Source organism: Muricoccus roseus (assembly GCF_900141905.1).
GTDB lineage: Bacteria > Pseudomonadota > Alphaproteobacteria > Acetobacterales > Acetobacteraceae > Roseomonas > Roseomonas rosea.
In genome coordinates this window covers 88,738-112,367 of sequence record NZ_FQZF01000017.1, presented here as the reverse complement: position 1 = coordinate 112,367, position 23,630 = coordinate 88,738, and the positions used below count along the sequence as shown (strand labels likewise).

The 23,630-nt window shown below is 71.1% G+C and carries 21 protein-coding genes; 8 read left to right on the top strand and 13 right to left on the bottom strand.

Features of this window, described 5'->3' with window-relative positions; genetic code table 11:
- The first annotated feature begins 52 nt into the window (after positions 1-52).
- Positions 53-1,207, top strand: coding sequence for a DUF2336 domain-containing protein (locus BUB97_RS15245; RefSeq protein ID WP_073136208.1), 1,155 nt, complete (start codon positions 53-55; stop codon positions 1,205-1,207).
- 10 nt (positions 1,208-1,217) lie between these two features.
- Here BUB97_RS15245 and argB read toward each other — a convergent pair whose 3' ends face one another.
- The 6 genes from argB to rpmH all read right to left on the bottom strand — a co-directional run bounded on the left by argB (position 1,218) and on the right by rpmH (position 5,384).
- On the bottom strand, positions 1,218-2,102 hold the full coding sequence (argB, locus tag BUB97_RS15240) for an acetylglutamate kinase (protein WP_073136206.1): 885 nt from the start codon (positions 2,100-2,102) through the stop codon (positions 1,218-1,220).
- A gap of 67 nt (positions 2,103-2,169) precedes the next feature.
- Positions 2,170-2,853, bottom strand: coding sequence for a ribosome biogenesis GTP-binding protein YihA/YsxC (gene yihA, locus BUB97_RS15235; RefSeq protein WP_073136259.1), 684 nt, complete (start codon positions 2,851-2,853; stop codon positions 2,170-2,172).
- Positions 2,854-2,858: 5 nt separating this feature from the next.
- Entirely contained in the window at positions 2,859-4,619 is a 1,761-nt protein-coding gene (yidC, locus tag BUB97_RS15230; RefSeq protein ID WP_073136204.1) for a membrane protein insertase YidC, read from the bottom strand.
- Positions 4,620-4,631: 12 nt separating this feature from the next.
- Positions 4,632-4,865, bottom strand: a complete 234-nt coding sequence (gene yidD, locus BUB97_RS15225) for a membrane protein insertion efficiency factor YidD (protein WP_073136202.1) — start codon at positions 4,863-4,865, stop codon at positions 4,632-4,634.
- Positions 4,862-5,197 (bottom strand): ribonuclease P protein component, encoded by a 336-nt coding sequence (gene rnpA / locus BUB97_RS15220; protein WP_073136200.1) that lies wholly within the window; start codon positions 5,195-5,197, stop codon positions 4,862-4,864. The genes yidD and rnpA overlap by 4 nt, the downstream gene beginning before the upstream one ends.
- A 52-nt stretch (positions 5,198-5,249) precedes the next feature.
- A complete protein-coding gene (rpmH, locus tag BUB97_RS15215) occupies positions 5,250-5,384 on the bottom strand; it encodes a 50S ribosomal protein L34 (protein ID WP_073136198.1) in 135 nt (44 codons plus the stop codon).
- A 265-nt stretch (positions 5,385-5,649) separates the two neighbouring features.
- Between rpmH and BUB97_RS15210 the strand changes: the two genes are divergently transcribed.
- From BUB97_RS15210 to BUB97_RS15195, 4 genes are read left to right on the top strand one after another with little or no spacing between them, the layout of a single operon-like run.
- The gene (locus BUB97_RS15210) at positions 5,650-7,014 is read left to right on the top strand and encodes an FAD-dependent oxidoreductase (protein WP_073136196.1); all 1,365 of its coding nucleotides are present in this window, start codon (positions 5,650-5,652) and stop codon (positions 7,012-7,014) included.
- A 36-nt stretch (positions 7,015-7,050) separates the two neighbouring features.
- A complete protein-coding gene (locus tag BUB97_RS15205) occupies positions 7,051-7,842 on the top strand; it encodes a 3-hydroxybutyrate dehydrogenase (RefSeq protein WP_073136195.1) in 792 nt (263 codons plus the stop codon).
- A 10-nt stretch (positions 7,843-7,852) separates the two neighbouring features.
- Positions 7,853-8,959 (top strand): patatin-like phospholipase family protein, encoded by a 1,107-nt coding sequence (locus BUB97_RS15200; protein ID WP_245818318.1) that lies wholly within the window; start codon positions 7,853-7,855, stop codon positions 8,957-8,959.
- A gap of 32 nt (positions 8,960-8,991) precedes the next feature.
- Positions 8,992-10,077, top strand: a complete 1,086-nt coding sequence (locus tag BUB97_RS15195) for a sensor histidine kinase (protein ID WP_073136193.1) — start codon at positions 8,992-8,994, stop codon at positions 10,075-10,077.
- Between the two features lie 2 nt (positions 10,078-10,079).
- Here the strand turns inward: BUB97_RS15195 and BUB97_RS15190 are convergent, their stop codons facing one another.
- The 6 genes from BUB97_RS15190 to BUB97_RS15165 all read right to left on the bottom strand — a co-directional run bounded on the left by BUB97_RS15190 (position 10,080) and on the right by BUB97_RS15165 (position 16,612).
- Positions 10,080-11,153, bottom strand: a complete 1,074-nt coding sequence (locus tag BUB97_RS15190) for an HlyD family secretion protein (protein WP_073136191.1) — start codon at positions 11,151-11,153, stop codon at positions 10,080-10,082.
- Positions 11,154-11,171: 18 nt separating this feature from the next.
- Positions 11,172-12,794, bottom strand: a complete 1,623-nt coding sequence (locus BUB97_RS15185; RefSeq protein ID WP_073136189.1) for an MFS transporter — start codon at positions 12,792-12,794, stop codon at positions 11,172-11,174.
- A complete protein-coding gene (locus BUB97_RS15180; protein WP_073136187.1) occupies positions 12,791-13,276 on the bottom strand; it encodes a MarR family winged helix-turn-helix transcriptional regulator in 486 nt (161 codons plus the stop codon). The genes BUB97_RS15185 and BUB97_RS15180 overlap by 4 nt, the downstream gene beginning before the upstream one ends.
- 105 nt (positions 13,277-13,381) lie before the next feature.
- Entirely contained in the window at positions 13,382-14,566 is a 1,185-nt protein-coding gene (locus tag BUB97_RS15175) for a class I SAM-dependent rRNA methyltransferase (protein WP_073136185.1), read from the bottom strand.
- Positions 14,567-14,913: 347 nt separating this feature from the next.
- Entirely contained in the window at positions 14,914-15,780 is an 867-nt protein-coding gene (locus BUB97_RS15170; protein ID WP_277614034.1) for a DMT family transporter, read from the bottom strand.
- A gap of 49 nt (positions 15,781-15,829) precedes the next feature.
- Positions 15,830-16,612, bottom strand: a complete 783-nt coding sequence (locus BUB97_RS15165) for an aldolase (protein ID WP_073136254.1) — start codon at positions 16,610-16,612, stop codon at positions 15,830-15,832.
- A 150-nt stretch (positions 16,613-16,762) separates the two neighbouring features.
- Here BUB97_RS15165 and BUB97_RS15160 point away from each other — a divergent pair, with 150 nt between their 5' ends.
- Positions 16,763-18,007, top strand: coding sequence for a Zn-dependent hydrolase (locus tag BUB97_RS15160; protein ID WP_175562641.1), 1,245 nt, complete (start codon positions 16,763-16,765; stop codon positions 18,005-18,007).
- 40 nt (positions 18,008-18,047) lie between these two features.
- Here BUB97_RS15160 and BUB97_RS15155 read toward each other — a convergent pair whose 3' ends face one another.
- On the bottom strand, positions 18,048-20,180 hold the full coding sequence (locus BUB97_RS15155; RefSeq protein ID WP_139281356.1) for a putative bifunctional diguanylate cyclase/phosphodiesterase: 2,133 nt from the start codon (positions 20,178-20,180) through the stop codon (positions 18,048-18,050).
- A 412-nt stretch (positions 20,181-20,592) separates the two neighbouring features.
- Here BUB97_RS15155 and tkt point away from each other — a divergent pair, with 412 nt between their 5' ends.
- Both tkt and gap read left to right on the top strand, forming a co-directional pair.
- Positions 20,593-22,539, top strand: coding sequence for a transketolase (tkt, locus tag BUB97_RS15150; RefSeq protein WP_086062233.1), 1,947 nt, complete (start codon positions 20,593-20,595; stop codon positions 22,537-22,539).
- A gap of 19 nt (positions 22,540-22,558) precedes the next feature.
- Entirely contained in the window at positions 22,559-23,605 is a 1,047-nt protein-coding gene (gene gap, locus BUB97_RS15145) for a type I glyceraldehyde-3-phosphate dehydrogenase (RefSeq protein WP_073136247.1), read from the top strand.
- The last annotated feature ends 25 nt before the right edge of the window (positions 23,606-23,630 follow it).

The following is a 23,630-nucleotide window of genomic DNA, read 5'->3' as shown; positions in this document are numbered from 1 at the left end:
CGAGGTCCCGCGCCCAAAGGGCGGGCCCTCCTTGAGGACCCTGGAGGCGACGATGGAAGCCATGATGGCCGCCTCACCCCGCCGCATGGACGATGCCGCGCGGGCGAGACTGGCGGAACGAGCGGATACGCCGCCCGAAATGCTGTTCTTCCTGGCGAACGATCCCGCCACCGCCGTGCGCGCCGCCATCGCGGCCAATGCCGCCACCCCGCCCCTGGCCGACCAGGTGCTGGCGCGCGACTCGGAGCCGGGCGTGCGGCGGGTGCTGGCCCGTAAGCTCGCCTCCCTCGCCCCCCTGCTCGATCCCGACAGCGCGGACCGCCACCGCCGCGCGACCTGGGAGGCGTTGCGGCTTCTGGTTGAGGACGAGGTGGTCGCGGTGCGCTCGGCGGTGACGGAACTGGTGGCAGAGCATGCCGATGTTCCCCGCCCCTTGATCCTGCGCCTGGCCCGGGATGTGGCGATGGCCGTCGCCGAGCCCGTCCTCCGGGGGTCTCCCCTGCTCGACGAGGAAGACCTCCTGGCGCTGATCGCCGACCCGCCGGTGTCGGAAACCCTTTGCGCCATCGCGCGCCGGCCCCACCTGCCCGAGCGCCCCTCCGATGCCATCGCGGCCCGGGCGGAGGAGCAGCCGGTGGCGGCGCTGCTGGCCAATGCCACCGCCCGCCTGCGGGACGCGACCCTGCTCGCCATCGCCGCGGGTGCCGCCGATTATCCGGGGTGGCAGTCCGCCCTCGCCCGCCGGCCGGCGCTCAGCAAGGTGGTCGTGGGCGCCCTTCGCGACCTGCTGGCCGATGAGGCGCTTCGCCTGCTGCTCGCCCGGCGGGATCTGGACCCGGCTGCATGGGAGGCGCTGCACCAGGGGGGAGTCACCCCGAGCGGCTTGGCGCCGGAACAGGGCGGGCTGGACGAGGAGAGCTTCGTCGCGGCCGCCCGGAAGGGCTACCGGGCCGAGTGCGCCCGGGTTCTCGCCGCGCTCAGCGGGCTGCCGGCGGGGGTGGTGACCCGCGCGGTGGAGGCACGGGAGGCACCCGTGCTGGTGGCGCTATGCTGGAAGGCGGGGCTGACCGCCCGGGCCGCCACCTTGGCCCAGATGCGCCTGGCCGGCAGCAAGCCGGAGGAGTTGCTCACACTGCCGGGCGGCGAATGGACGATGCAGCCGGAGGCGATGCAGGCCCTGGTGGACGGGCTGCTCGTTCCGGGTTGAGGGATCTGCCTCAGGGCTTGATGAGGGTTCCCGGCCCGCCGGCGGTGAACAGCTCGGCCAGCACCGCATGGGGCACGCGGCCGTCGAGGATGACGGCGCCCTGCACGCCCTTCTCGATGGCGTAGATGCAGGTTTCGACCTTCGGGATCATGCCGCCCGAAATCCAGCCGGCCTCGATGCCGGCACGCACCTCGGCCACCGTCATCTCGGGGATATGCTGGCCGTCCGGGCCACGCACGCCGGCCACGTCGGTCAGCATCAGAAGGCGGGCCGCGCCCAGGGCCCCGGCGATGGCACCCGCCACCGTGTCGGCATTGATGTTGTAGGTCTGGCCATCCTCGCCCACGCCGACGGGCGCGACGACGGGCACGATGTCGGCGCCGATCAGCAGGCGCAGCACCTTCGTGTCCACATGTTCCGGCTCGCCCACGAAGCCGAGGTCGATCTCCCGCTCCTCATTCGTCTCGGGGTCGCGCATCGTCCGCTCGGCCTTGCGGGCGCGGATGAGGTTGCCGTCCTTGCCGGAGATGCCGACGGCGATGACGCCCGCGCGGGTGATCGCCTCGGCCACCTGCTTGTTGACCGTGCCGGCGAGGACCATCTCGACCACGTCCACCATCTGCGCATCGGTCACGCGCAGGCCGTTGACGAAGGTGGACTGGACGTTCAGCCGCTTCAGCATGGCGTTGATCTGCGGCCCGCCGCCGTGGACGACCACGGGATTCACGCCCACCTGCTCCAGCAGCGCGATGTCGCGCCCGAAGCGCAGCGCGCTCTCCTCCTCGCCCATCGCATGGCCGCCATACTTCACGACGACGAGCTGGTCGTCATAGCGCTTCAGATAGGGCAGCGCGCCGGCAAGAATGGCCATCTGGTCTTGCGCTTCGGTGGGCATGGCTCTTTCCGCGATGGCCGGTGGGCGGCGGTGGTAAGGGGCGGCGCCCCGGAAGGTCAACCCGGGCTCAGCCGGAAGCCGCGATGTCGGCGAGCGCCGCACGCAGCTCGGGCATCCCCGTGCCCTTGGCGGCGGAGGTGGTAAGCACCACCGGATGGGCCGCAACCCGCTTGCGGACGATTTCCGCCATCTCCTGCTGCCGCTTGAGCAGGCGGGAAGCCGGCTTGGCGTCGTCCGACTTGGTCAGGACGATCTGGAAGGGCACGGCGGCCTCCCCCAGCAGGTCCATGGCCGCGCGGTCGCCATCCTTGGTTTCGATCCGCGCATCCATCAGCAGGAAGACGCGCCGAAGGGTGGGGCGGCCGCGGAGATAGTCGAACATCAGCCCCTGCCAGTCGGCCTTCACCGCCTTGCTGGCCTGGGCGAAGCCGTAGCCGGGCATGTCCACGATAGTGAGCGGGTGCTCCGTCCCCTCCCCGGCCGCGAAGAAGTTGAGCTGCCGCGTCCGGCCCGGCGTGTGGGAGACGCGGGCCAGCGCATTCTGCCCGGCGATGGCGTTGATGAGGGAGGACTTGCCGACATTGGAGCGGCCGCAGAAGGCCACCTCTGGCGCGGAGGCCGGGGGAAGGCCCTCCAGCTTCTGGGCCGCGAAGAAGAAGTTGACGGGGCGCGCGAAGAGAAGGCGCCCGGCCTCAAGCCGCCGGGCCTCCTCCTCCTGCTCGGGCGTCATCCCCGGTGCCCCGTCCTTCATGGCCGTCACGTCTTGGCCGCGGCCTTGCCGACGCGCTGCTCCGCCCGCTCATGCCGCGTGATGTAGTACTGCTGGGCCACAGAGAGCAGGTTGTTCCAGGACCAGTAGATCACCAGCCCGGCCGGGAAGCTGGCCAGCATGAAGGTGAAGATGATCGGCATGAAGCCGAACAGCTTCGCCTGGATCGGGTCCGGCGGCGTGGGGTTCAGCTTGAACTGAACATACATTGTGATGCCCATGATGATCGCCCAGGCCGGCATGTGCAGGAACAGGGGCGGATCCCAAGGGATCAGGCCGAAGAGGTTGAACAGGTTCGTCGGGTCGGGCGCCGAGAGGTCGCGGATCCAGCCGTAGAAGGGCGCGTGCCGCATCTCGATGGTGACGAAGAGTACCTTGTAGAGCGCGAAGAAGACCGGGATCTGCAGCAGGATGGGCAGGCAGCCCGAGGCGGGGTTGATCTTCTCCGCCTTGTACAGCGCCATCATCTCCTGCTGCATCTTGGCAGGGTCGTCCTTGTTGCGCTCCTTCAGCTCCTGCATCTTCGGGCCCAGCACCTTCATGCGGGCCATGGACTTGTAGGACTTGCTGGCCAGCGGGAAGAACAGGACCTTCAGCGCCACGGTGAAGATCAGGATCGCCACGCCGAAGTTGCCGACGAGCTTGAACAGCCAGTCGAGCGCGTAGAAGAACGGCTTGGTCAGGAAGTAGAACCAGCCGAAGTCGATGGCCTTGTCGAAATCGGTGATGCCGAGGTTCGAGGCATAGGCATCCAGCAGATGCACCTCCTTCGCGCCGGCGAAGAGCCGGGTGGCGAAGCCCGCAGTGGCGCCGGGGGCGGCGGAGACCGGGGCGGCGGGCGCGAAGTCCACCTGCCAGCGATCCTGGCCGTTCTCGCTCACGTGGCGGAAGGCCGCGCGGTCACGGGCGGACTGGTCGACGGGCGCGATGGCCGCCAGCCAGTACTTGTCGGTGAAGCCGGCCCAGCCGCCGGTCCCTTCCTGCTCCAGCGCCGGGCCGCCGTTGCGCCGGCCGGCCTCGGTCTTGGCGTCGGCATACTTCGTCTCACGCAGGCGGCCGTCGAGCACGCCGACGAAGCCCTCATGCAGGATGTAGTAGCCGGCCACCTGCGGCGTGTGCTCGCGGCGCACCCGGGCCCAAGGCAGCACCTGCACCGCCTCGCTGCCCGTGTTCACCACGCGCTGGTCGGCGGTGACCATGAAGTTCGGGTCCAGCGAAAGCGCGATCTCGAAGCGCTGCCCCGTCCCGTTCTCCCAGCGCAGCGTGACGGGGTTGTTCGGCGTGAGCCGGCCGCCTTCGGCGGTCCACTCGGTGTTCGCATCCGGCACGCGGGTGCGGCCATCGGCGGCGGTCCAGCCCCATTGCGCGAAATAGGGAGCGTTGTCCTCGCGCGGGGCGAGGATGCGGACATTCGGGCTGCCGGGCTGGATGGTCTCCCGATAGTCCCGCAGCACCAGGTCGTCGATCCGGGCGCCGCGGAGGTTCACGCTGCCCTGCACGCGCGCGCTCTCGATGGGAAGGCGCGGGGCGGGGGTGGTGGGCGCGCCTTCATTCGGGCCGGTGCTGGCGACGCCGGCTGGGTTCAGCGCCGTGTTGGCCTGCGGCAGCGGGACCGAGCTGGTCTGGGACTGCTGGACGTTCTGCGCCGCCTGGCGCTGCGCCTCCCGGGACGGGCGGTTCCACACGTCGAAGAGCAGCAGGATGCCGATCGAGATCGCGATCGCGGCAAGGAGTCGCTTGTTGTCCATCAGGTCCGGCGCTCAGCGCTGTGTCGGGGCGGGTACGGGGTCGTAGCCGCCCGGGTTCCAGGGATGGCAGCGGAGGATGCGGCGGGCGGCGAGCGCGCTGCCGCGCAGCGCCCCGTGCTCGCTCAGGGCCTCGATCGCATAGGCGCTGCAATGGGGATGGAAACGGCAATGCGCCCCGATGAAGGGGCGCAGGGTGAACTGGTAGGCGCGTATGCCCAGCTTCAGGGCTTCGGCGGTGGCGCTCACGGGCCCACGCCCGCCTGCTTCAGTGCCCCCCGCAGGTCACCCTGCAGCTGCGTGAAGGGGCGGCTGCGGGTCTCGTCCCGGCCGATCAGCACGATGTCCCAGCCTTCCGGCGGGGCGTTGCCCAGCACCAGGCGCGCGGCCTCACGCAGCCGCCGCTTGGTGCGGTTGCGCACCACCGCGTTGCCCACCTTCTTTGTCACGGTGAAGCCCAGGCGCATCGGCCCGCCCGTCTCCGACAGGGCCTGGATCACCAGCCCCGGCCGGGCGGCGCGCTTGCCGCGCTGCGCGGCGCGCAGGAAGTCGCGCCGCTTCTTCATCCGGGGCAGTTTCATGCTGCGGACCAGAGGTGGGGGCGCGGTAGAAGGTCGCGCCCCACTGGGTGACCTAGGCCGAGAGCTTCTTACGGCCCTTGGCGCGGCGGTTGGCGATCACCTTGCGGCCGCCGACGGTTTCCATGCGGGTACGGAAGCCGTGCCGGCGCTTCCGGACGAGCTTGGAGGGCTGATAAGTACGCTTCACGGCAAGGCGCTCCGTTCAGGTGCAGGCCGCCCGGCAGGGACGGGTCGGCGTTGAGTGGTCTGGCCCGGACAGCCCGGCCGCCCGGACCTGGCCCAAAGTTCGGGCGCAGACGCAGGCAGCCGCGGCGGGACGCCCGGCGCGGGTGGCGCTGTATAGAAAGGCGGTCCCATCCGCGTCAACCGAAGCCTCGATGGAGCCCTGCCCCCTACCCTTCCCGCGGAACCGCGTTATGCGTGGCGCGGGTCAACCGGCCGGAAGGGAGAGCATGCCTGAAACCGACATCGCCGTGATTGGCGCCGGCGCCGCCGGGCGGGGCCTGGCCTCGCTGGCCGTGGCGCTCGGCCTGCGCGTCACCCTGTTCGAGCGGGGTCCCATGGGGGGCGAGGCGCCGGATCCCGAGCTGATCCAGGCTGCCCTGCGGGCAGCCGGCGCCAGGGCCGCCCTGGCCCGGAGCGCAGCCCGCATGGGAATTGGCAGCGGCGATGTGCCGGTGGACTGGCTCGCCCTCCGCACCCATCTGGCGGCGGCCGACGCCGATGCCGCCCCGGATTCGACGGCGGCCCGCTTCGAGGCCATGGGCGTGGAGCTGGTACGGGCCACGGGCCGTTTCTCCGCTCCGGACGCCGTGGCTGCGGCCGGCCAGGAATGGCGCTTCCGCCGCGCCCTGGTCGCGACCGGCGCCGCCCCCGTCATCCCGTCGCTGGAGGGGCTGGAGACCGTTCCCTACCTGACTGAGGAGACGATCCATGCGCTGGAGGAGCGCCCAGACCACCTCCTGATCCTGGGCGGCGGCGGCTTCGGGCTGGAAATGGCCCAAGCCTTTGCCCGGCTCGGGACCCGGGCGACCGTCATCGAGGCCACCCGCATCGCGCCCGGCGCGGATCCCGTGCTGGCGGAGGGGCTCGCACGCGCCTTGCGGCGGGATGGCGTGGTTCTGATGGAGGGGCGGGAACCGGCCCGGGCCGAGCGGCGGGAGGGAGGCGTCTCGCTTCTCCTGGCCGATGGCACGCGGGTGGAAGGGTCGCATCTCCTCCTTGCTCTCGGGCGTGCCCCGCGCCTGGCAGGGTTGGACCTCGTCACCGCCGGCCTGCCCGGGCCGGGCCTGGTCGTGGACGAATCGCTCCGCGTGGAGGGCAGCCGGCGGATCTGGGCGGCCGGCGGGGTGATCGGGCATGCAGGCGCCTCCGATCTCGGCGCCCTCGCCCGCAGCATGCTTTTCCGCGTTCCCGGCATGCCCGCGACTCCGGCGCCGCTGCGCGCCATCCGGACGGAACCCGCCCTGGTGGAGCTGGGTGCGCCTGACCAGGTGGAGGCGGCGGAGACCCTTCGCTGGCCCCTGGCTGACACCACCCGCGCCTCCGCCGAGGGGATCGAGGAAGGGCTTGTTACCCTCTCCGTGGATCGGCGTGGGCGCCTGGTCGGCGCCGGGCTCCTCGCGCCCGGCGGATTGGAAATGGCGGGCATGCTCTCCCTGGCACTGGGGCGCCCGGTCGCCGAGTTGGCGGCAGCGAGCCTGCCCCAGCCCACCCTGTCAGCCGCCATCGCCCGGGCCGCGCTGGAGCACCGGGCGCCAAGCCTGACCAACCCCGGGATCCGCTGGCTGGCGGGGATTGCGAAGCGCCTGCCCTGAGCGTCTCCTCCCCCAGCCAGAACCGGAAGCTTGCGCATGACCCAGTCCCTGAAGGGCCGCACCGCCCTCGTCACCGGCTCCACCAGCGGGATCGGCCTCGCCATCGCCCTCGCCTTCGCACGCGAGGGCGCGCGGGTGATGCTGAACGGCTTCGGAACCCCGGAGGCCATCGCTGCCGCCCGCTCGGAGGTCGCATCCATCCAGGGCGGCGAGGCGCCCTATTCCGACGCTGACCTTTCCAATCCCGCGGCCGTGCGCCAGATGTGCGCCGATGCCGCGGCGGCCATGGGCCAGGTGGACATTCTGGTGAACAACGCCGGGATCCAGTTCGTCAGCCCGGTGGAGGAGTTCCCGGAGGAGAAGTGGGACGCGATCCTCGCGATCAATCTCTCCTCGAACTTCCACGCCATCAAGGCCGTGCTGCCCACGATGCGGGAGCGGGGCTGGGGGCGGATCATCAATGTCGCCTCAGCTCACGGGCTCGTCGCCTCGCCCTTCAAGTCGGCCTATGTCACGGCCAAGCACGGCGTGGTCGGTCTGACCAAGACCGTCGCCATCGAGGTCGCCCGCACGCCCATCACCTGCAACGCCATCTGCCCCGGCTTCGTCCGCACGCCGCTGGCCGAGGCCCAGGTGGCGCCGCTTGCGCAGAAGCACGGCGTCTCCGAGGAGGTGGCCCTGACCGACCTCCTGCTGGAGAAGCAGCCGAGCAAGCGTTGGGTGGAGGTCGAGGAGGTGGCCGGCATGGCCGTCTATCTCTGCGGGCCGAACAGCGGGGCCGTGAACGGCGCGGCCCTTTCGGTCGACGGCGGCTGGACTGCCTCCTGAGGCCCCTGGCATGACCGGCGAGGAGGAGGCGGGCTCGGAGGGCGTGCCGCCGATCGAGGGCATGCCCGCCGCCCCGGCGGTCGCCGGGCGTGCCGCGCCCTGCCGGATCAACCTGGCCCTGCAAGGCGGCGGCACGCATGGCGCCTTCACCTGGGGCGTGCTCCTGCGGCTGCTGGAGGAGGAGTCCATCGAGGTCGCCGCCATCTCCGGCACCTCGGCGGGTGCCATCAACGGCGCGGCCTTCGTCCAGGGCATGGCCGAGGGCGGGCGGGCCGGGGCGGCGGCGCTGCTGGACCGGCTGTGGACCGCCATCGGCACGCGCTACGCCTTCAGCCCCTTGCGGAACAGCCCGCTGAAGGAGCTGCTCTGGGGCCCCGACCTCAGCCGCGGCTTCGCCTGGCAGGCCTTCGACGCGATGACCCGGCTCTTCTCGCCCTATCAGCTCAATCCCTTTCCGCTGGACATGAACCCGCTGCGCCGGGTGCTGGAGGAGGTGCTGGACCTCGGCACCCTCTGCGGCGGCGGGCCCGCGCCGCAGCTCTTCGTCACCGCCACCAATGTCCGCACGGGCAAGCCGCGCGTCTTCACCCGACACGAGCTGACGCGCGAGACCCTGCTCGCCTCCGCCTGCCTGCCCAATGTCTTCCGCGCCATCGAGATCGACGGGGAGGCCTATTGGGATGGTGGGTTCCTGGGGAATCCGGCGCTCTGGCCGCTCTACGAGCATCCCGGCAACCCGCCGGACATCGTGCTGGTCGGGATCAACCCGATCTCCCGCCCGGACATTCCGCAGACCGTGCAGGACATCAACACGCGGGTGAATGAGATCGGCTTCAACGCCTCGCTCATGTACGAGATGAGGGCCATCGAGTTCGTGCAGCGCCTCGTGGACCAGGGCGTGCTGCAACCGCCCCGGTACCAGCGGCTTTTCGTCCATCTCGTCGAGGATGAGGAACGGATGCGGCGCCTCGGAATATCCACCAAATACAACGGGGACCGTGACTTTCTTCGCGGCTTGCGCGAGGACGGCTACGCCGCCGCGGAAGCCTGGCTGGGCGAGAACCGCGAGGCGCTCGGCCGCCGGGACAGCGTGGACCTGCGCGCTCGTTTTCTTTGATGCCGTCCAGAAGTTGGAATAGGGGACAGCCGATGCGCCTCTACGTGTTTCTCGACCGGCTCCGCGCGCCCTTTGGCTATGCGGGCAAGTTCTTTATCGTTGCCTTCGTTGCGACCCATATCCCCCTGATTTCGGTACTCCTTCTGCTGCTGAGGGACCGCCCGGCCGATTGGCAGCTCCTGGCCGTGTTGCTGGGGGCGACGCTTCTCGGCACGGGCCTGGCCCTGATGGGCATCCGGGCCCTGCTGCAGCCCGTCCGGCAGACCACCGAGGCACTGCAGACCTATGCGCGGGAGGAGGCGCTGCCCGCCCTGCCGGTGCACCACCGGGACTTGGCCGGCCGGATGATGGCCGCCACGCAGGAAACCCTGGCCGCGCTCGACACGGCCCTCCTGGCCGCGCGGGGCGCGCGGCAGGAGGCGCTGGACAGCGCGCGGCGGCGCGAACGTGCCCTGGCGGAGGTGACGCATGAGCTGCGCACGCCGCTGAACGCCGTGCTGGGCTTCGCGGAGCTGCTGCAGATGCAGCCCCACGGACCGCTCGGCCACGAGAGCTACAACGCCTTCGCCAACGACATCGCGGAGGGCGGTCAGCACATGCTCTCCCTCATCGAGGACGTGCAGCATTTCGCCGCTCTGCGAGAGGGCAAGCAGCAGCTGGAGCGGCAGCGGGTGGAACTGGCGCCCCTGGCCCAGCGCGCCGCAAGGCTGCTGCGCGCGGAGGCGGCCAGCCGGGAGATGACGCTGGACCAGCGGGTTCCGCCGGGGCTGGTGGCCATGGGCGACCCGCGGGCCCTGCTGCAGATCCTGCTCAATCTCCTCAGCAATGCGGTGAAGTATGCCGGTCCGGGCCAGCTCGCCGAGGTGACGGCCTTTCCGGAGGGCGGGATGATCGTGGTCCGCGTTTCCGACACCGGGCGCGGCATGACCGAGGCGGAGCTGACCGTGGCGCTCGAGCCCTTCGGCCGGGTGGGCGGCAGCGCCGAACGGGGTACCGGCCTGGGCCTGCCCCTGGTCCGCGCGCTGGTGGAGCTGCACGGCGGCACCTTCGTGATGGAGAGCGCGCCGGGTCGCGGCACCACCTCCCGCTTCACCCTGCCCCTCGCCCCGAAGGGCTGAGCTCAGGCGGGGGGCCGGGCCTGGCCGTGGGCCGGGGCGGCCGTGTCCACCCGCACCACGACGGACATGCCGGGGGCCAGGGCATCGGCCAGGGGTTGGCCAGGGTCGATCGCGATGCGGACCGGTAGGCGCTGGGCGACCTTGGTGAAGTTGCCGGTCGCGTTGTCTGCCCGGATGACGCTGAACTCGGAGCCGGTGGCTGGAGAGAAACGCTCGATCCGGCCGGTCAGCTCCGCGCCGCGCAGGGCGTCCACCCGGAACTGCACGGGCTGGCCCACCGCCATTCCGGGGATCTGCGTCTCCTTGTAGTTGGCCACCACCCAGCGGAGCGGCGGCACCACCGAGGTGATCTGCGTGCCCGCCGTCACATACTGGCCGAGCCGCGCCCCCACTTCGCCCAGCCGGCCGTCGCGGGGCGCCAGGATCCGGGTGTTCTGCACGTCGATCTCGGCCAGATGAACGGCCGCCTCCGCCCCCTGCACCGCGGCCTCCAGCCCGGCGCGGGTGGCCAGCGTCTCGGCGAGGGACTGCTCCGCGACGCTCTCGGAGGCGCGGGTCTGCGCGAGGCCAGCCTCGGCCTGGCGCAGGGTGGCGTGCACCGCATCGCTCTGGGCGCGGGACTGGATATTGGCGGCCACCAGCGGCTCGATGCGCCGGACATCGGCCCGCGCCTTGGTCAGCACGGCCTCGGCATTCTCCACCTGGGCCTGGGCGACCTCGACCTGGGCTTCCTTGGTCCGGCGCTGGACCTCGAGATTGGACAGCGATGCCCGGCTGGCGGCCAGCTGCGCCCGCGCCTGCGCCAGCCGCTGCTGGTAGATCCGGTCGTCGATCCGGGCGAGCAGGTCACCCTGCTTCACCTCGGCATAGTCCTGCACGCGGATGTCGACGATGTAGCCGGCCACCTGCGGGCTGACGACGGTGACGAGGCCGCGGACATAGGCGTCGTCCGTGGTCTGCACCGTGGAGGTGAAGGGCGGCAGCCGCCAGGAGAAAAGGACGAGGAGGACGCCCGCGACCCCGAGGAGGAGGGCGGGAATGGTGGCCCGCGAACGGGCGAGCTTGAAGAGAGGCATGGGGTCCTGCGTGCGGGGTCAGGCCGCGGCGCCGGGCGCCTGGGCGGCGCGCCGGCCCAGCCAGGCGGCGAATTGGTGGAGGAGGAGGCCGAGAAGGCAGAGGGCCGCGACGACGGCCACCACGAGGAAAAGGTCGTTATAGGCGAGCACCGTGGCCTCGCGGGTCGCCACCTGCCCGAGCAGCACAGAGCCCTCGGCGTTCCGGAGCGCGGGGTCGCCGAGCACCCGGGCATAGGAGGCGCCGTACTGGGCGATGCGCTGCGCCACCAGCGGATCGCCGAGGGTGAGGTTCTCGACGATCTGGTTGGAGTGGAACTTCTCCCGGACGGTCACCAGCGTGCCGAGCATCGCCGCGCCGAGCAGTCCGCCGAGATTCTGCGAAGCCAGGAAGACGGCGAAGAAGCTTGTCAGGTATTGCACGCCGGAGCGGAGCGTGTGGGCGAAGCTCCAGCCCGTGGCCGCGGGCAGGAAGATGGCGCCGCCGAAGGCGACCAGCGCCTGCGGCAGCAGGACATCCTGCGGCCGGGTCAGGCTGGTGCCGCGGCTCTCCAGCCAGGCGCCGACCGCGATGAGGGCGAGCGCCACCGCATGGATCGCCGGCCGGTTCTCCGGGCGGTTGACGAAGGCCACGCCGATGAAGCCGGCCAGCGTCGCCGCCAGGATCACCAGGAACATGCCGGTCATGTTCTCGTTCAGCAGGCCCAGATTCTGGAAGAAGCCGATCGTCCCCGTCGTCTGCTCCGAGAGGACGAAGCGGGCGACGAACATGGATCCCCCGAAGAGGATCATGTCCGTGGAGGAGAGCCAGTGCAGGTTGATGATCGGCCGCTCCCGGTTCAGCTCGATCGCGACGAGCAGCGCCAGGGCACCGAGGCCCCCGGCCAGGCAGGTGCCGAGCCAAGGGGCCTCGAACCACCAGTACCAGCGGCCCAGGCTGAGAACGATCGCGATCAGTCCCAGCCCGACCACCAGCAGCGGAAGGCTGACCGCATCCACGAGGTCGAAGGCCTGGGCGCGGGGCGGCGGCGTGATCGGGAGGAGATAGACCCAGGCCAGCGAGAGCACCGCCATGGCCAGCTCCAGCGTGTTGAGCTGGCCCCAAAGCCCGATCTCCAGCAGGCCGGGCGAGACCAGCCGAGCGATCGGCACCGCGATCTGCGCCCCGATCAGCCCGAGCGCGATCCCGACCGTCAGCTTCATCCGCTGCGGCAGCAGCTCGATCATGTAGAGGATCGCCAGTGTGTTCAGCGGCGCCCCGGCGAAGCCCGCGACCGCCCGCAGGACCACCGCCGAGCGCAGGTCGCTGACCAGGAGATGCGCGAGCGAGACGGCCAGGAAGAGCATCAGCCCCAGCTTCGCGAAGAGCCGCAGCCCGAACTGGGTGCGCAGCTTGAAAAGCAGGAGCGAGGCCGTGATGCTCGTGGAGGCATAGGCCGCCGTGAGCCAAGCCGCCTCGTTGGTGGTTGCGCCGAAGGCGGACTGGACGGCCTGGATGTTGGCGGCGAAGAGGTTGTTCCCGAGCCCCTGGGTGAGGCCGAAGGTCAGCGAGGCCAGGCCGTAGACCAGGAGACGGCCAGGACCGGCTTGCGGCGCCGGCTCGGCCGGCGGCGCTTCCGGGCTGGGGGCCGTGTTGTCGCTCACGCACTGGCCTCCTCACCGCGGCGCCCGCCCGGGGACGGCAGCGAAGGAACGGCTTCGAGCCCCTCCAGCTTCGCCGCCACCGCATGAAGGACGCGCAGCGCCGTCTCGAGGTCCTGACGCGGGATGTCGCCCAGCACCCGCTGGCGAAGGGCCTCGGAAACGGCCTCGACCGACGCCACGACGGGCTGCGCCGCCTCGGTGAGGGCGATCCGGTTCGCGCGCGCATTGCCCTGCACCGGCCCGCGGCGGATCAGCCCCTGGGCCTCCAGCGAGTCCAGGAGGCGCACCAGCGTCGGATGCTCCACCGAGAGATGGGCGGCCAGGTCCCGCTGCATGGCGCTGCCGCCTTCCTGCGAGAGGATCATCAGGGCCCGCGCGCGGCCGAGGGTCTGGCCGCTGTCGCGCAGCTCCGCATCCCAACGCGTGCGCCAGCGCTGCGTCACCCGGCGGAGGGCCGTGACAAACTGGGCGTTGAGGGTCATCACCGAGGCTTTCTCGTAGCAAGCTAACATTAGCAAGCTACATAAGGCGTCGGTGGCGGAGTTCAAGAGATGCTGGACCGCCCTTCGGCGGCCCAGCCTGGCGGATCAGGAAAGCTGCAAAGTCAGTGCCTTGAGGTACACGCTTTCAGGTAGCATCGGATGAATGGGATGGTCCGGACCAGCTCCCGTGATGGCCAGGATCCGCGCATCCCGCCGTGCTCGCTGCAGCCCCGCAAGCACCGTGTCGGTGAACTCGCCGGAGGGCACATGGTGGCTGCAGGAGGCGATGAAGAGAATGCCGCCGGGCACCACCAGTCCCGCCGCCAGCCGTGCGAGGCGCGAATAGGCGCGGATGGCCTGGGGAATGTCCTTGCGGGACTTGGCGAAGGCCGGCGGGTCCACCACCACCACACCGAAGCGTGCCCCTTCCCTCCCCATGCGCTCCAGCGCCTCCATCGCCTCGCCGCGCACGGCCTCCACCCGGTCCTCCAGCCCGTTGCGGCGGGCGGTCTCCATCGCGGTTGCCAGGGCGTGCTCGGAGCGGTCGAGCAAGGTCACGCGCGCGGCCCCGGCGGCCGCGGCCTGCAGGCCGAAGCCGCCGGTGTGGCAGAAGGCGTCCAGCACCGTCTCCCCGCGCGCGAGATTGGCTACCCGCGCCCGGTTCTCGCGCTGGTCGAAGAACCAGCCCGTCTTCTGTCCTCCGAGCGGATCGACGGAGAAGGAAACCCCTCCCTCCTCCACCGTGCCGGTTGGGTCCGAGCCATGCAGGAGCAGCGTGGCTTCGGGCAGCCCCTCCAGGCCACGGACCGAAGCCTCGTTCCGCGCCACCACGGCGCGCGGCGCGATGAGGGCGTTCAGCGCGCGAAGGATGGCCGGCGTCGCGGCCTCCATCCCGGCCGTATTCGCCTGGAGCGCGATCAGGTCTCCGTACCGGTCGAGGATGAGGCCCGGCAGGCCGTCGGCCTCCGCATGGGCCAGGCGATAATGCGGCGTGGGGAAGAGACGGCGGCGGAGCGCCAGCGCCTCCGCGAGGCGCGCCTGCCAAAAGGCATCGTCGATCACCGCTTCCGGATCGCGGGAGAGGCGCCGGGCCGCGATGAGCGAATGCGGGTTGAAATGATGAACCCCATGGCGGACGCCGTCATCCCCCTCTACCCGCACGGCGCAACCGGGCGGCAGGGCACGCGCGGCAGGGGTCATCGCCACCTCGTTGGAGAAGATCCAGGGATGGCCCGCCTTGGCCCGCCGGTCGCGGCCGGGAAGGAGACGGAGAAGGGGCAGATCAGACATGACGTGCGGCATAGGCCGGAATGCGGCCGCGCGCACGGGGTGGGCCTGTTCTGGGGTGTCGGTCTGTCCCCGGGAAGAGGAAGAAGGAATTCTTCCTCTTCCCGGACCCGTCGAAGGCAGTGCCTTCGACCCATCATCTTTTTCTTCGAGTTTGGAATCGCTCGGCTGACGGTGCGCCTGAGGTCTAGGACCTCAGGCGACTGCAAACGCAGGAAAGCCGCCCTTCAACCAGGGACCCCTTCGATCCGGGGTATCCACGGCAGTCAGATGGGGTTCCAAGGGCCTCAGGCCCTTGGCGGGTGGAGGGCGGAGCCCTCCGAGCAAATCCCAGCAGTGTCCAGGGAGTATCAGCCCCTGCCCCGGGCGGGCTCCCGGATGGCGAGCAGGATGCCGGCCAGCGTGAGCACCAGCGCCGCCCCCTGGCGTATCCCGAGCGGCTCCCCGAGCAGCAGCGCGCCGGAGATGACGCCGATCACGGGCGTCACCAGCGTGCCGATCGCGGCCACCCCGGCGGGCAGGGCGGCCAGCGCCGCGAACCAGGCGAGGTAGCAGAGGCAGAGCGGGATGGCCGCCATGTAGAGGAAGGCGGCCCAGCCGCGCATGGAGACGGCGCCGGCGTCGAAATGTTCCAGGAAGGGAGAGGCGATGGCGAGGGGCAGACAGCCCAGCCCCACCTGCCAGGCCACCGAGGCCAGTGGGTTCAGCCCCACGGGGTTCCGCTTGAACCAGACCGTGCCCAGGGCGAAGAGGATGGCGCCGGAGAGGATCATCGCCACCCCCGGCATCTTGCCCCAGTCCAGCGACGTGCCACCGGAGGTGACGAGGATGGCGACGCCGCCCATGCCGAGCAGGAGCGCCAGCAAGCGGCGGGCCGAGGGCTTCTCTCCCAGCACGGGCCAGGCCGCCAGCGCGGTCCAGGCGGGCATGGTGTAGCAGATCATCGCCCCCTCCCCTGCGCCCAGATAGAGAAGCCCCATGGTCGCGAGCCCCATCCAGGCCGTGACGTTGAGGAGCGAGGCGGCGACCAGCGGGCCCCATCGGCCCGGGGGAACGGCGAGCGGCACGCCACGGAGGGCGGCGAAGCCCGCCAGGGCCAGGGCCGCCAGCAGCCCGGCCAGGCCGCGGGCGGCCATCGGCGGCATCTCGGCGAGCAGCGCCTTGAGCACGGGCCAGTTGAGCCCCCAGCCCATGGCCGTGACCGCGAGGCAGAGCAGGCCGAAGCCCTGGCTCGGTGCCTCCCGGGCCGCGCCGGCCTGGGAAGCCTCAGTCGAGATAGTCCGGCTCCTCGCGCGACAGGATCCGCTTCACGCTCTCCAGATGCAGCCGCGCGCTCTCGGAATCCCCGGCGCGCATCTGGGCATAGGTGCGCTCCGCCACGTCCTTCGGCACCGGCTTCAACGGGCGCCCGGTGGAGAAGGCCAGGCGCTGCACCTCGGCCGCGCGCTCGAGGTAGTAGAGGTCGTCCCAGGCCTCGGCGATGGAAGGACCGACCACCATCACTCCGTGGTTCTTGAGGAAACCGATATCGGCGCCCTCCATCACCGCGGCGATGCGGTCGCCTTCGGCGGTGTCCAGCGCCAAGCCGTTATAGGCCTCGTCCACCGCGGTGCGGCCGTAGAACTTCAGGGCGGTCTGCCCGGCCCATACCAGCGGCGGGCCCTCCAACATCGAGAGTGCCGTCGCGTTCGGCATGTGCGTGTGGAAGGCGGCGGTGGCGCGGGGGTGGCGCAGGTGCAGGCGCGCATGGATGTAGAAGGCGGTGGCCTCCGGCGTGCCCTCCCCCGCCAGGACATGGCCCTCGAAGTCACAGATCAGCAGGCGCGAGGCGGTGATCTCCCCGAAGGCCCAGCCATAGGGATTCACGAGCATCAGGTCCGGCCGGCCCGGCACCAGGGCGGAGAGGTGGTTGCAGATGCCCTCCTGCAGGCCCAGCCGCGCGGCCATGCGGAAGCAGGCGGCGAGGTCCACGCGCGTCTGCCGGATCTCCGGCGTGTCGAGGTAGCTGTTGCGAAGCAGCTTGGGGGCGGAGGGGAGCGCATGCGCCATGGCGGGTTCCGGTCAGCGGGGGCTGCGCAAACTCGCGCCGACGACGGCCGACTGCAAGGCGTCCCGCGCGTGTCATCGCTCCGGCGGCCCTTGCTCCGCGCGGGCGGGCGCCGCATTCATCCGAACCGAATCACGTCGGAGCGAGCCGCCATGACCGGAACCAATCAGCGCATCGATTCCCGCCGGCTCTGGGACACGCTGATGGCGATGGCCGAGATAGGCGCCACGCCCAAAGGCGGGGTCAAGCGGCTGACGCTGACCGAGGTGGACCGGGCCGGCCGTGACCAGTTCAGCCAGTGGTGCCAGGCCGTGGGGCTGACCGTCCGGGTGGATTCCATGGGCAACATGTTCGCCCGCCGCCCCGGCCGGGACCCGAGCCGCAAGCCCGTCCTCTTCGGCAGCCATCTCGACAGCCAGCCGACCGGCGGCAAGTTCGACGGCGCGCTGGGCGTGATCGCGGGGCTGGAGGTCATGCGCACCCTGCACGACCTGAACATCGAGACCGAGGCGCCACTCGAGCTCATCAACTGGACCGATGAGGAGGGCAGCCGCTTCGGCCATTCCCTCATGGGCAGCGGCGTGTGGTCCGGTGTCTATGAGCAGGAGGCGACCTACGACTTGCGTGACCTGGAGGGGGTCTCGGTGCTCGAGGCGCTGGAGGGCATCGGCTATCGCGGCGAGCATCCCGCCCGCCCCTTCGAGGCGGATTCCTATTTCGAGCTGCATATCGAGCAGGGCCCGATCCTGGAGCGGGAGGGCAAGCGCATCGGCATCGTCACCGGCGGCCAGGCCCAGGTCTGGTACGATGCGGTGCTGACGGGGCAGGACGCGCATGCCGGCACCACTCCGCCCTCCACACGGCGCGACGCGCTGGTAGGCGCCGCGCGAATCGTCACCCTCGTGGACGAGATGATGCGCGCCCGGGGCGAGGATGGGCGGGGGACCGTGGGGCGGCTTCAGGTCTTCCCCAATTCCTGCAATGTGGTGCCGGGCGAGGTGCGCTTCTCCGTCGAGTTCCGGCATCCCTCAGGGGAAGAGATCGAGGCCCTCGCCGCCGGTTTCCCGGCGCGCGCGCAGGAGATGGCGCGGGAGGTCGGGCTTTCGCTGGAGCTGCGCGAGTTGTTCCGCATCCCCGCCCAGCCCTTCGACCCGGAATGCGTCGCCCTGGTGCGAGACGCCGCCGCCCGGCTCGGCCTCCCGGCGCGCGAGATCATCTCGGGCGCGGGGCATGACGCCGTCTATGTGGCGCGCCGGATCCCGACCGCGATGATCTTCACGCCCTGCAAGGACGGTCTCTCGCACAACGAGGCGGAGAGCATCCTCCCGGAGGAGGCCGCCGACGGGTGCCAGGTGCTGTTCGAGGCCGTTCTCGCCCGGGCCAACCGGCCCGGCTGACCGGCCCGGCTGGCCGACGCCGGAGGGGCCCCCGGTACCCTCAGCGCGCGACGAGTTCCCCCGCCGGCACCGCACGGCCGAAGAGCCAGCCCTGCATCACCGTGCAGCCCTCGGCGACGAGGGCCTCGCGCTGCGCCTCGGTCTCCACCCCCTCGGCCAGGAGGGGGATCTCCATGCCGCGTGCCAGGGTGGCCACGGCGCGGAGGATGGCACGCTCCCGCGCCCCGCCCGGCAGGCCAGCGACGATGGAACGGTCGAGCTTCACCTGGTCCACCGGCAGGCGCAGCAGATGCGCCAGGGCCGAGCTGCCGCCGCCGAAATCATCGAGCGAGAGCCGCACGCCATCGGCGATCAGCTCGTGCAGCACGGGGGCGATGGCGTCGATATCCCGCGCGGCCACGTCCTCGGGGATCTCGACCTCCAGCGCCTCGGGCGCGACGCCGTGGCGGGCGAGGCTGGCCTGGACACGGGCCGGGAACTCGATGTCGCGCAGCGTGGCCGGGGAGATGTTCACGCCGACGACCTCCGGCCCGGTCCCGGCCTTCATCCAGGCGGCCTTCTGGCGCAGCGCCTCCTCCAGCACCCAGGCATCGATGGCGGGCATCAGCCCAACCATCTCGGCCTCCGGCAGGAACTCGGCCGGGGAGATCGGGCCACCGGGGCCGCCGGGCCAGCGGAGCAGGGCCTCAGCGCCGCGCAAACTCCCGGTCCGGGCATCCACCTGTGGCTGCCAGGCAAGTTCGAAGCTGCCGGCCGCCACGGCCGCCATCAGCTTCTCGCGCAGCGCCAGCCGGCGCGCCACCCGCTCCCCCAGCACCGGGTCATAGGCGGTGACGGTGCCGTTGCCCTGCCGCTTGGCCTGGGCCAAGGCCAGGGCCGCGGCGCGATGCAGAGCATCCGCGTCCCGCGCGTCATCGGGAAGATGCGCATGGCCGATGGCGGCCCGCAGCGGCGCCGGGCCGCCGCCCAGGTCGAAGGGCGCGGCCAAGGCGCGCTGCATGCGCCCCGCCATCGCGCCCGCCGCCTGGGGGGTCCGCAGCCCGCCCGCGATCACCGCGAATTCGTCGCCCCCGAGGCGGAAGGCGGCGTCACCGGGGCGGAGTTGCTCGCACAGGCGCCGTGCCGCCTCGCGCAGCATCGAATCACCCGCCTGCTGGCCGAGCGAATCATTCACCGCGCGCACCCCGGCCAGGTCGACGAGCAGGACCGAGCCGCCATCGGGATGGGCGGCCAGCTCGGCCAGGGCCTGCTGGAAGCGAAAGCGGTTGGGCAGACCGGTGAGCGGGTCGTGCCACGCGAAATGCACGGCCTGGGCCTGCGCCGCGTGCAGCCGCGTGACGTCGAGCAGCATCAGGATGGCCTGGTTGCCGCCGCGCTCCCCGGGCAGCCAGGGCGAGGCGGTGACGATCAAGCGCCGTTCGGCGGCGCCGTCCCGCGACGGCAGGACGCCTTCCACCTCGCGCCCGGTCGGCAGGCCGAAGGGACCCTCGCCGGGCTGGCCGAGTTGCTGAAGGCCGCTTTCCATCAGGGTCGCCGGGAGCCGGCCGCCGAAGAAATCCAGGAGCCGCTGATTGGCCGCCAGGCTGCGCCCCTCGTGATCCAGGTGCCAGATGGCGGCGGGCACGCTGTCATGAATGGCGCGGGCGCGCATGTCCCTGGCCCGCGTCCCCGTGACATCCAGGGCGAAGCGCGCGACCTCCCCGCCGGAGAGGCGGCGCTTGCTCACCTGCAGCACGCGGCCATCCGGCAGGGCACGGTCATATTCGGTGCGGGAATCGTCCTCGTGCTCGGCGATCTGCTGGGCGATGGCAGCGGGATCCCGGCCATGGGCGGCCAGCAGGTCATCGAGCTTCGCCCCGGGGGGCACCGGCCGGGGGTCGATGCCCGGCAGGTCAAAGGCCGGGCTGCGGTCCAGCAGGGTGCGGTCCCGCGCGAAGGCGGCGTAGCGGACGGCGGTCCGGTCGACCGCCTCGCGCAGCAGGGCGGCGCGGCGAAGGCGTGGCCAGGAGCGATAGAGGACGCTCAGCAGTCCGGCGACGAGCAGCAGCAGCAGCCCGGCCGTGGCGGGGGCGGCCATGGCCGGCGGTGCCAGGAGGGCCAGTGCCGCCGCGGCCAGCGCCACGGCGAGAAGGCTGGATACGCCCAATGCGACCCCCCGACGGAGGCGGCGCATCGGAGCCTCTTCCGGAGGCATGAAGGATCGATTCCTGTCCGCTATCAGGATGCAATTTGCCAATTTGGTGACACCAAAGAGACAGCTGCATCCGCCGTCTCAGTTTATGGCAGGTTTCTCGTGTGCCGGCACGCGGAATTATGCACGCCCGCCGGCCGGAAGGCCCCGCCCCGCCCGCGCCGCAGGGTTGGCATCTTGCCGGGCCGCCTCTATAGCGGCGCGCAACGCGACTGGGACGCCCCGCCTCGCCGCTGCGCAGCCGGCGGGCGACGCCATGCCCGGCACTGCCGCGGGAGACACCCTTCACTTGGCCACCCTGGAACCCGACCGGCAACCCGCCACTCCGGAGCGCAGCCCCGCTCTGGTGGCGCAGGATGCGATCCTTGCCCGCCCCGCCACGCCCATCCGCCGTATGGCGGATGCAATCCGCGCCCTGGCGATCGATGGCGTCGAAGCGGCGAAATCCGGCCATCCCGGCATGCCCATGGGCATGGCCGACGCGGCGGCCGTCCTCTTCACCCGCTTCCTGAAGCATGACGCGGCCGACCCCCGCTGGCCGGACCGTGACCGCTTCGTGCTCAGCGCGGGCCATGGCTCCATGCTGCTCTATGCGTGGCTGCACCTGTCCGGCCATGCGGGAATGGGCGTGGAGGAGCTGAAGCGCTTCCGCCAGCTCCACTCCCCGGCCGCCGGCCACCCGGAGGTGGGCGAGCATCCCGGCATCGAGACGACCACGGGCCCGCTGGGCCAGGGCATCTCCACCGCGGTCGGCATGGCCATGGCCGAGCGGCACCTGGCGGCGCGCTTCGGCAAGAGCCTGGTGGACCACCGCACCTGGGTGATCGCCTCCGACGGCGACCTGCAGGAGGGGATCTCCCACGAGGCGGCCTCGCTGGCCGGGCATTTCGGCCTGGGCAAACTGACGGTCCTCTGGGACGACAACCACATCTCCATTGACGGCGACACGTCCCTTTCCGTCTCCGAGGACACGCTGGCGCGCTTCAAGGCCTATGGCTGGGCCGTGCGGCGCGTGGACGGGCACGACCACGAGGCGCTCGCGGCCGCTCTGAACGCCGCCACCAAGTCCCGCCGGCCGACGCTGATCGCCTGCCGCACCATCATCGGCTTCTCCGCGCCGAAGAAGGCGGGCACCGCCGGCAGCCATGGCGCCCCGCTGGGCCCCGAGGAGGCCGCAGCGGCGAAGGCGGCACTGGGCTGGGAGGCCGGCCCCTTCGAGGTGCCGGACGACATCCGCGAAGCCTGGGAGACCGCGGGCAAGCGTGGCGGGGGCACGCGCCGCTCCTGGCTGAAGCGGCTGGCCAAGCACCCGCAGCGCGCCGATTTCGAGCGCGCCATGGCCGGCAAGCTGCCCGAGCGCTGGGACGCCGCCATCGGCGAGTGGAAGGCCAAGGCCGTGGCCGAGAAGCCCAAGCTCGCCACCCGGGTGGCCTCGCAGAAGGCGCTGGAGGCGTTGGTGCCGGCCGTGCCCGAGATGATCGGCGGCTCCGCCGACCTCACCGGCTCGAACAACACCAACGTGAAGGGCATCCCGGCCCTTTCCGCCGAGAACTGGGGCGGGCGCTTCGTCCATTGGGGCATCCGCGAGCACGGCATGGCCGCGGCCATGAACGGCATGGCGCTGCATGGGGGCATCATCCCCTATTCCGGCACCTTCCTCGTCTTCAGCGACTACATGCGCCCGGCCATCCGCCTCGCGGCCCTGATGCGGCAGCGGGTGGTGCATGTGCTGACCCATGACAGCATCGGCCTGGGCGAGGACGGCCCGACCCACCAGCCCGTCGAGACGCTGGCGGCGCTGCGCGTCATCCCCAATCTGCATGTCTTCCGCCCGGCCGACGTGATCGAGACGGCGGAGGCCTGGGAGCTGGCGGTCAAGCGGGCGGACGGGCCGACCGTGCTCGCCCTCTCGCGCCAGAACCTGCCGACGGTGCGGAGCGATGCGGGCGAGAACCGCACGGCGCGCGGCGGCTACGTGCTGGCCGAGGCCTCGGGCGACCGCAAGGCGACGCTGATCGCCACCGGCTCCGAGGTGGAGATCGCGCTCGCGGCCCGCGACGCGCTGGAGCAGGCGGGCATCCCGACGGCGGTGGTCTCCCTGCCCTGCTGGGAGCTCTTCGCGCTGCAGGACCCGTCCTATCACGATGCGGTGCTCGGCTCCGCCCTGCGAGTGGGAATCGAGGCGGCGCTGGAGTTCGGGTGGTCGCGCTGGCTCGGTCCCGATGGCATCTTCATCGGCATGCAGGGATTCGGCGCCAGCGCGCCGGCCGGCGATCTTTACAGGCATTTCGGCATCACCGCGGATGCGGTGGTGGCGGCGGTAAAGCGCCGCGTGAACTGATCCAAGGAGAGGGATGGATATGGCGGTCAAGGTTGCGATCAACGGCTTCGGGCGCATCGGCCGCCTGGTGCTTCGGGCGGCCCTCGAGAGCGGGCGCGACGATGTCGAGTTCACGCATATCAACGACCTCGGCTCGGTCGAGGCGAATGCGCATCTGTTCCGCTATGACAGCGTCCATGGCCGCTTCCCCGGCGAGGTCCGCGTCGAGGGCGACACGATGGTCATCTCGGCCAACGGGCGCACCTACAAGCCGATCAAGGTGACGGCCGAGCGCGACCCGACCAAGCTCCAGTGGGCCGGCGTGGACGTCGCCGCCGAGTGCACCGGCATCTTCACCAGCACCGAGAAGGCCTCGCTGCTGCTGCAGTCCGGCGCGCGCAAGGTGCTGGTCTCCGCCCCCGTGACCTGGGGCGAGGCTTATGCGGACGCTTCCGCCCAGGCCACCATCGTCTATGGCGTGAACCACAAGACGCTGAAGCCCGAGCACAAGATCGTCTCCAACGCCTCCTGCACCACCAACTGCCTGGCGCCCATCGCCAAGGTGCTGCACGAGAAGTTCGGCATCCTGCGCGGCTACATGGTCACCATCCACGCCTATACCGGTGACCAGAACACGGTGGACACGCTGCACAAGGACCTGCACCGCGCCCGCGCCGCCGCGGTTTCCGCCATCCCGACCTCGACGGGCGCGGCCAAGGCCGTCGGCCTCGTGCTGCCGGAGCTGAAGGGCAAGCTGGACGGCACCGCCATCCGCATCCCCACCCCGAACGTCTCCCTCGTCAGCCTGGACTTCGTGCCCGCGAAGACCGAGGGCCTGACCAAGGAGGCGATTAACGCGGCGATGAAGGAAGCCTCCGAGAGCCCCGACCTGAAGGGCATCCTCGGCTACAACACCGAGCCGCTCGTCTCCATCGACTTCAACCACGACTCCCACTCCTCCACCTTCGACGCGACGCAGACGCAGGTGGTCGATGGCGGGCTGGTCCGCGTGATGTCCTGGTACGACAACGAGTGGGGCTTCTCGAACCGCATGAGCGACACCGCCGCCCTGCTCGGCTCGCTCTGAGACACTGATCGGGGGCGCTTCGGCG

Excerpts from the sequence above, each read along its gene's own strand:
- BUB97_RS15245 (WP_073136208.1), top strand. The coding sequence starts at position 53 with ATGGAAGCCATGATGGCCGCCTCACCCCGCCGCATGGACGATGCCGCG.
- argB (WP_073136206.1), bottom strand. The coding sequence starts at position 2,102 with ATGCCCACCGAAGCGCAAGACCAGATGGCCATTCTTGCCGGCGCGCTG.
- yihA (WP_073136259.1), bottom strand. The coding sequence starts at position 2,853 with ATGAAGGACGGGGCACCGGGGATGACGCCCGAGCAGGAGGAGGAGGCC.
- yidC (WP_073136204.1), bottom strand. The coding sequence starts at position 4,619 with ATGGACAACAAGCGACTCCTTGCCGCGATCGCGATCTCGATCGGCATC.
- rnpA (WP_073136200.1), bottom strand. The coding sequence starts at position 5,197 with ATGAAACTGCCCCGGATGAAGAAGCGGCGCGACTTCCTGCGCGCCGCG.
- BUB97_RS15210 (WP_073136196.1), top strand. The coding sequence starts at position 5,650 with ATGCCTGAAACCGACATCGCCGTGATTGGCGCCGGCGCCGCCGGGCGG.
- BUB97_RS15205 (WP_073136195.1), top strand. The coding sequence starts at position 7,051 with ATGACCCAGTCCCTGAAGGGCCGCACCGCCCTCGTCACCGGCTCCACC.
- BUB97_RS15200 (WP_245818318.1), top strand. The coding sequence starts at position 7,853 with ATGACCGGCGAGGAGGAGGCGGGCTCGGAGGGCGTGCCGCCGATCGAG.
- BUB97_RS15195 (WP_073136193.1), top strand. The coding sequence starts at position 8,992 with ATGCGCCTCTACGTGTTTCTCGACCGGCTCCGCGCGCCCTTTGGCTAT.
- BUB97_RS15190 (WP_073136191.1), bottom strand. The coding sequence starts at position 11,153 with ATGCCTCTCTTCAAGCTCGCCCGTTCGCGGGCCACCATTCCCGCCCTC.
- BUB97_RS15180 (WP_073136187.1), bottom strand. The coding sequence starts at position 13,276 with ATGACCCTCAACGCCCAGTTTGTCACGGCCCTCCGCCGGGTGACGCAG.
- BUB97_RS15175 (WP_073136185.1), bottom strand. The coding sequence starts at position 14,566 with ATGTCTGATCTGCCCCTTCTCCGTCTCCTTCCCGGCCGCGACCGGCGG.
- BUB97_RS15165 (WP_073136254.1), bottom strand. The coding sequence starts at position 16,612 with ATGGCGCATGCGCTCCCCTCCGCCCCCAAGCTGCTTCGCAACAGCTAC.
- BUB97_RS15160 (WP_175562641.1), top strand. The coding sequence starts at position 16,763 with ATGACCGGAACCAATCAGCGCATCGATTCCCGCCGGCTCTGGGACACG.
- BUB97_RS15155 (WP_139281356.1), bottom strand. The coding sequence starts at position 20,180 with ATGCGCCGCCTCCGTCGGGGGGTCGCATTGGGCGTATCCAGCCTTCTC.
- tkt (WP_086062233.1), top strand. The coding sequence starts at position 20,593 with ATGGCGGATGCAATCCGCGCCCTGGCGATCGATGGCGTCGAAGCGGCG.
- gap (WP_073136247.1), top strand. The coding sequence starts at position 22,559 with ATGGCGGTCAAGGTTGCGATCAACGGCTTCGGGCGCATCGGCCGCCTG.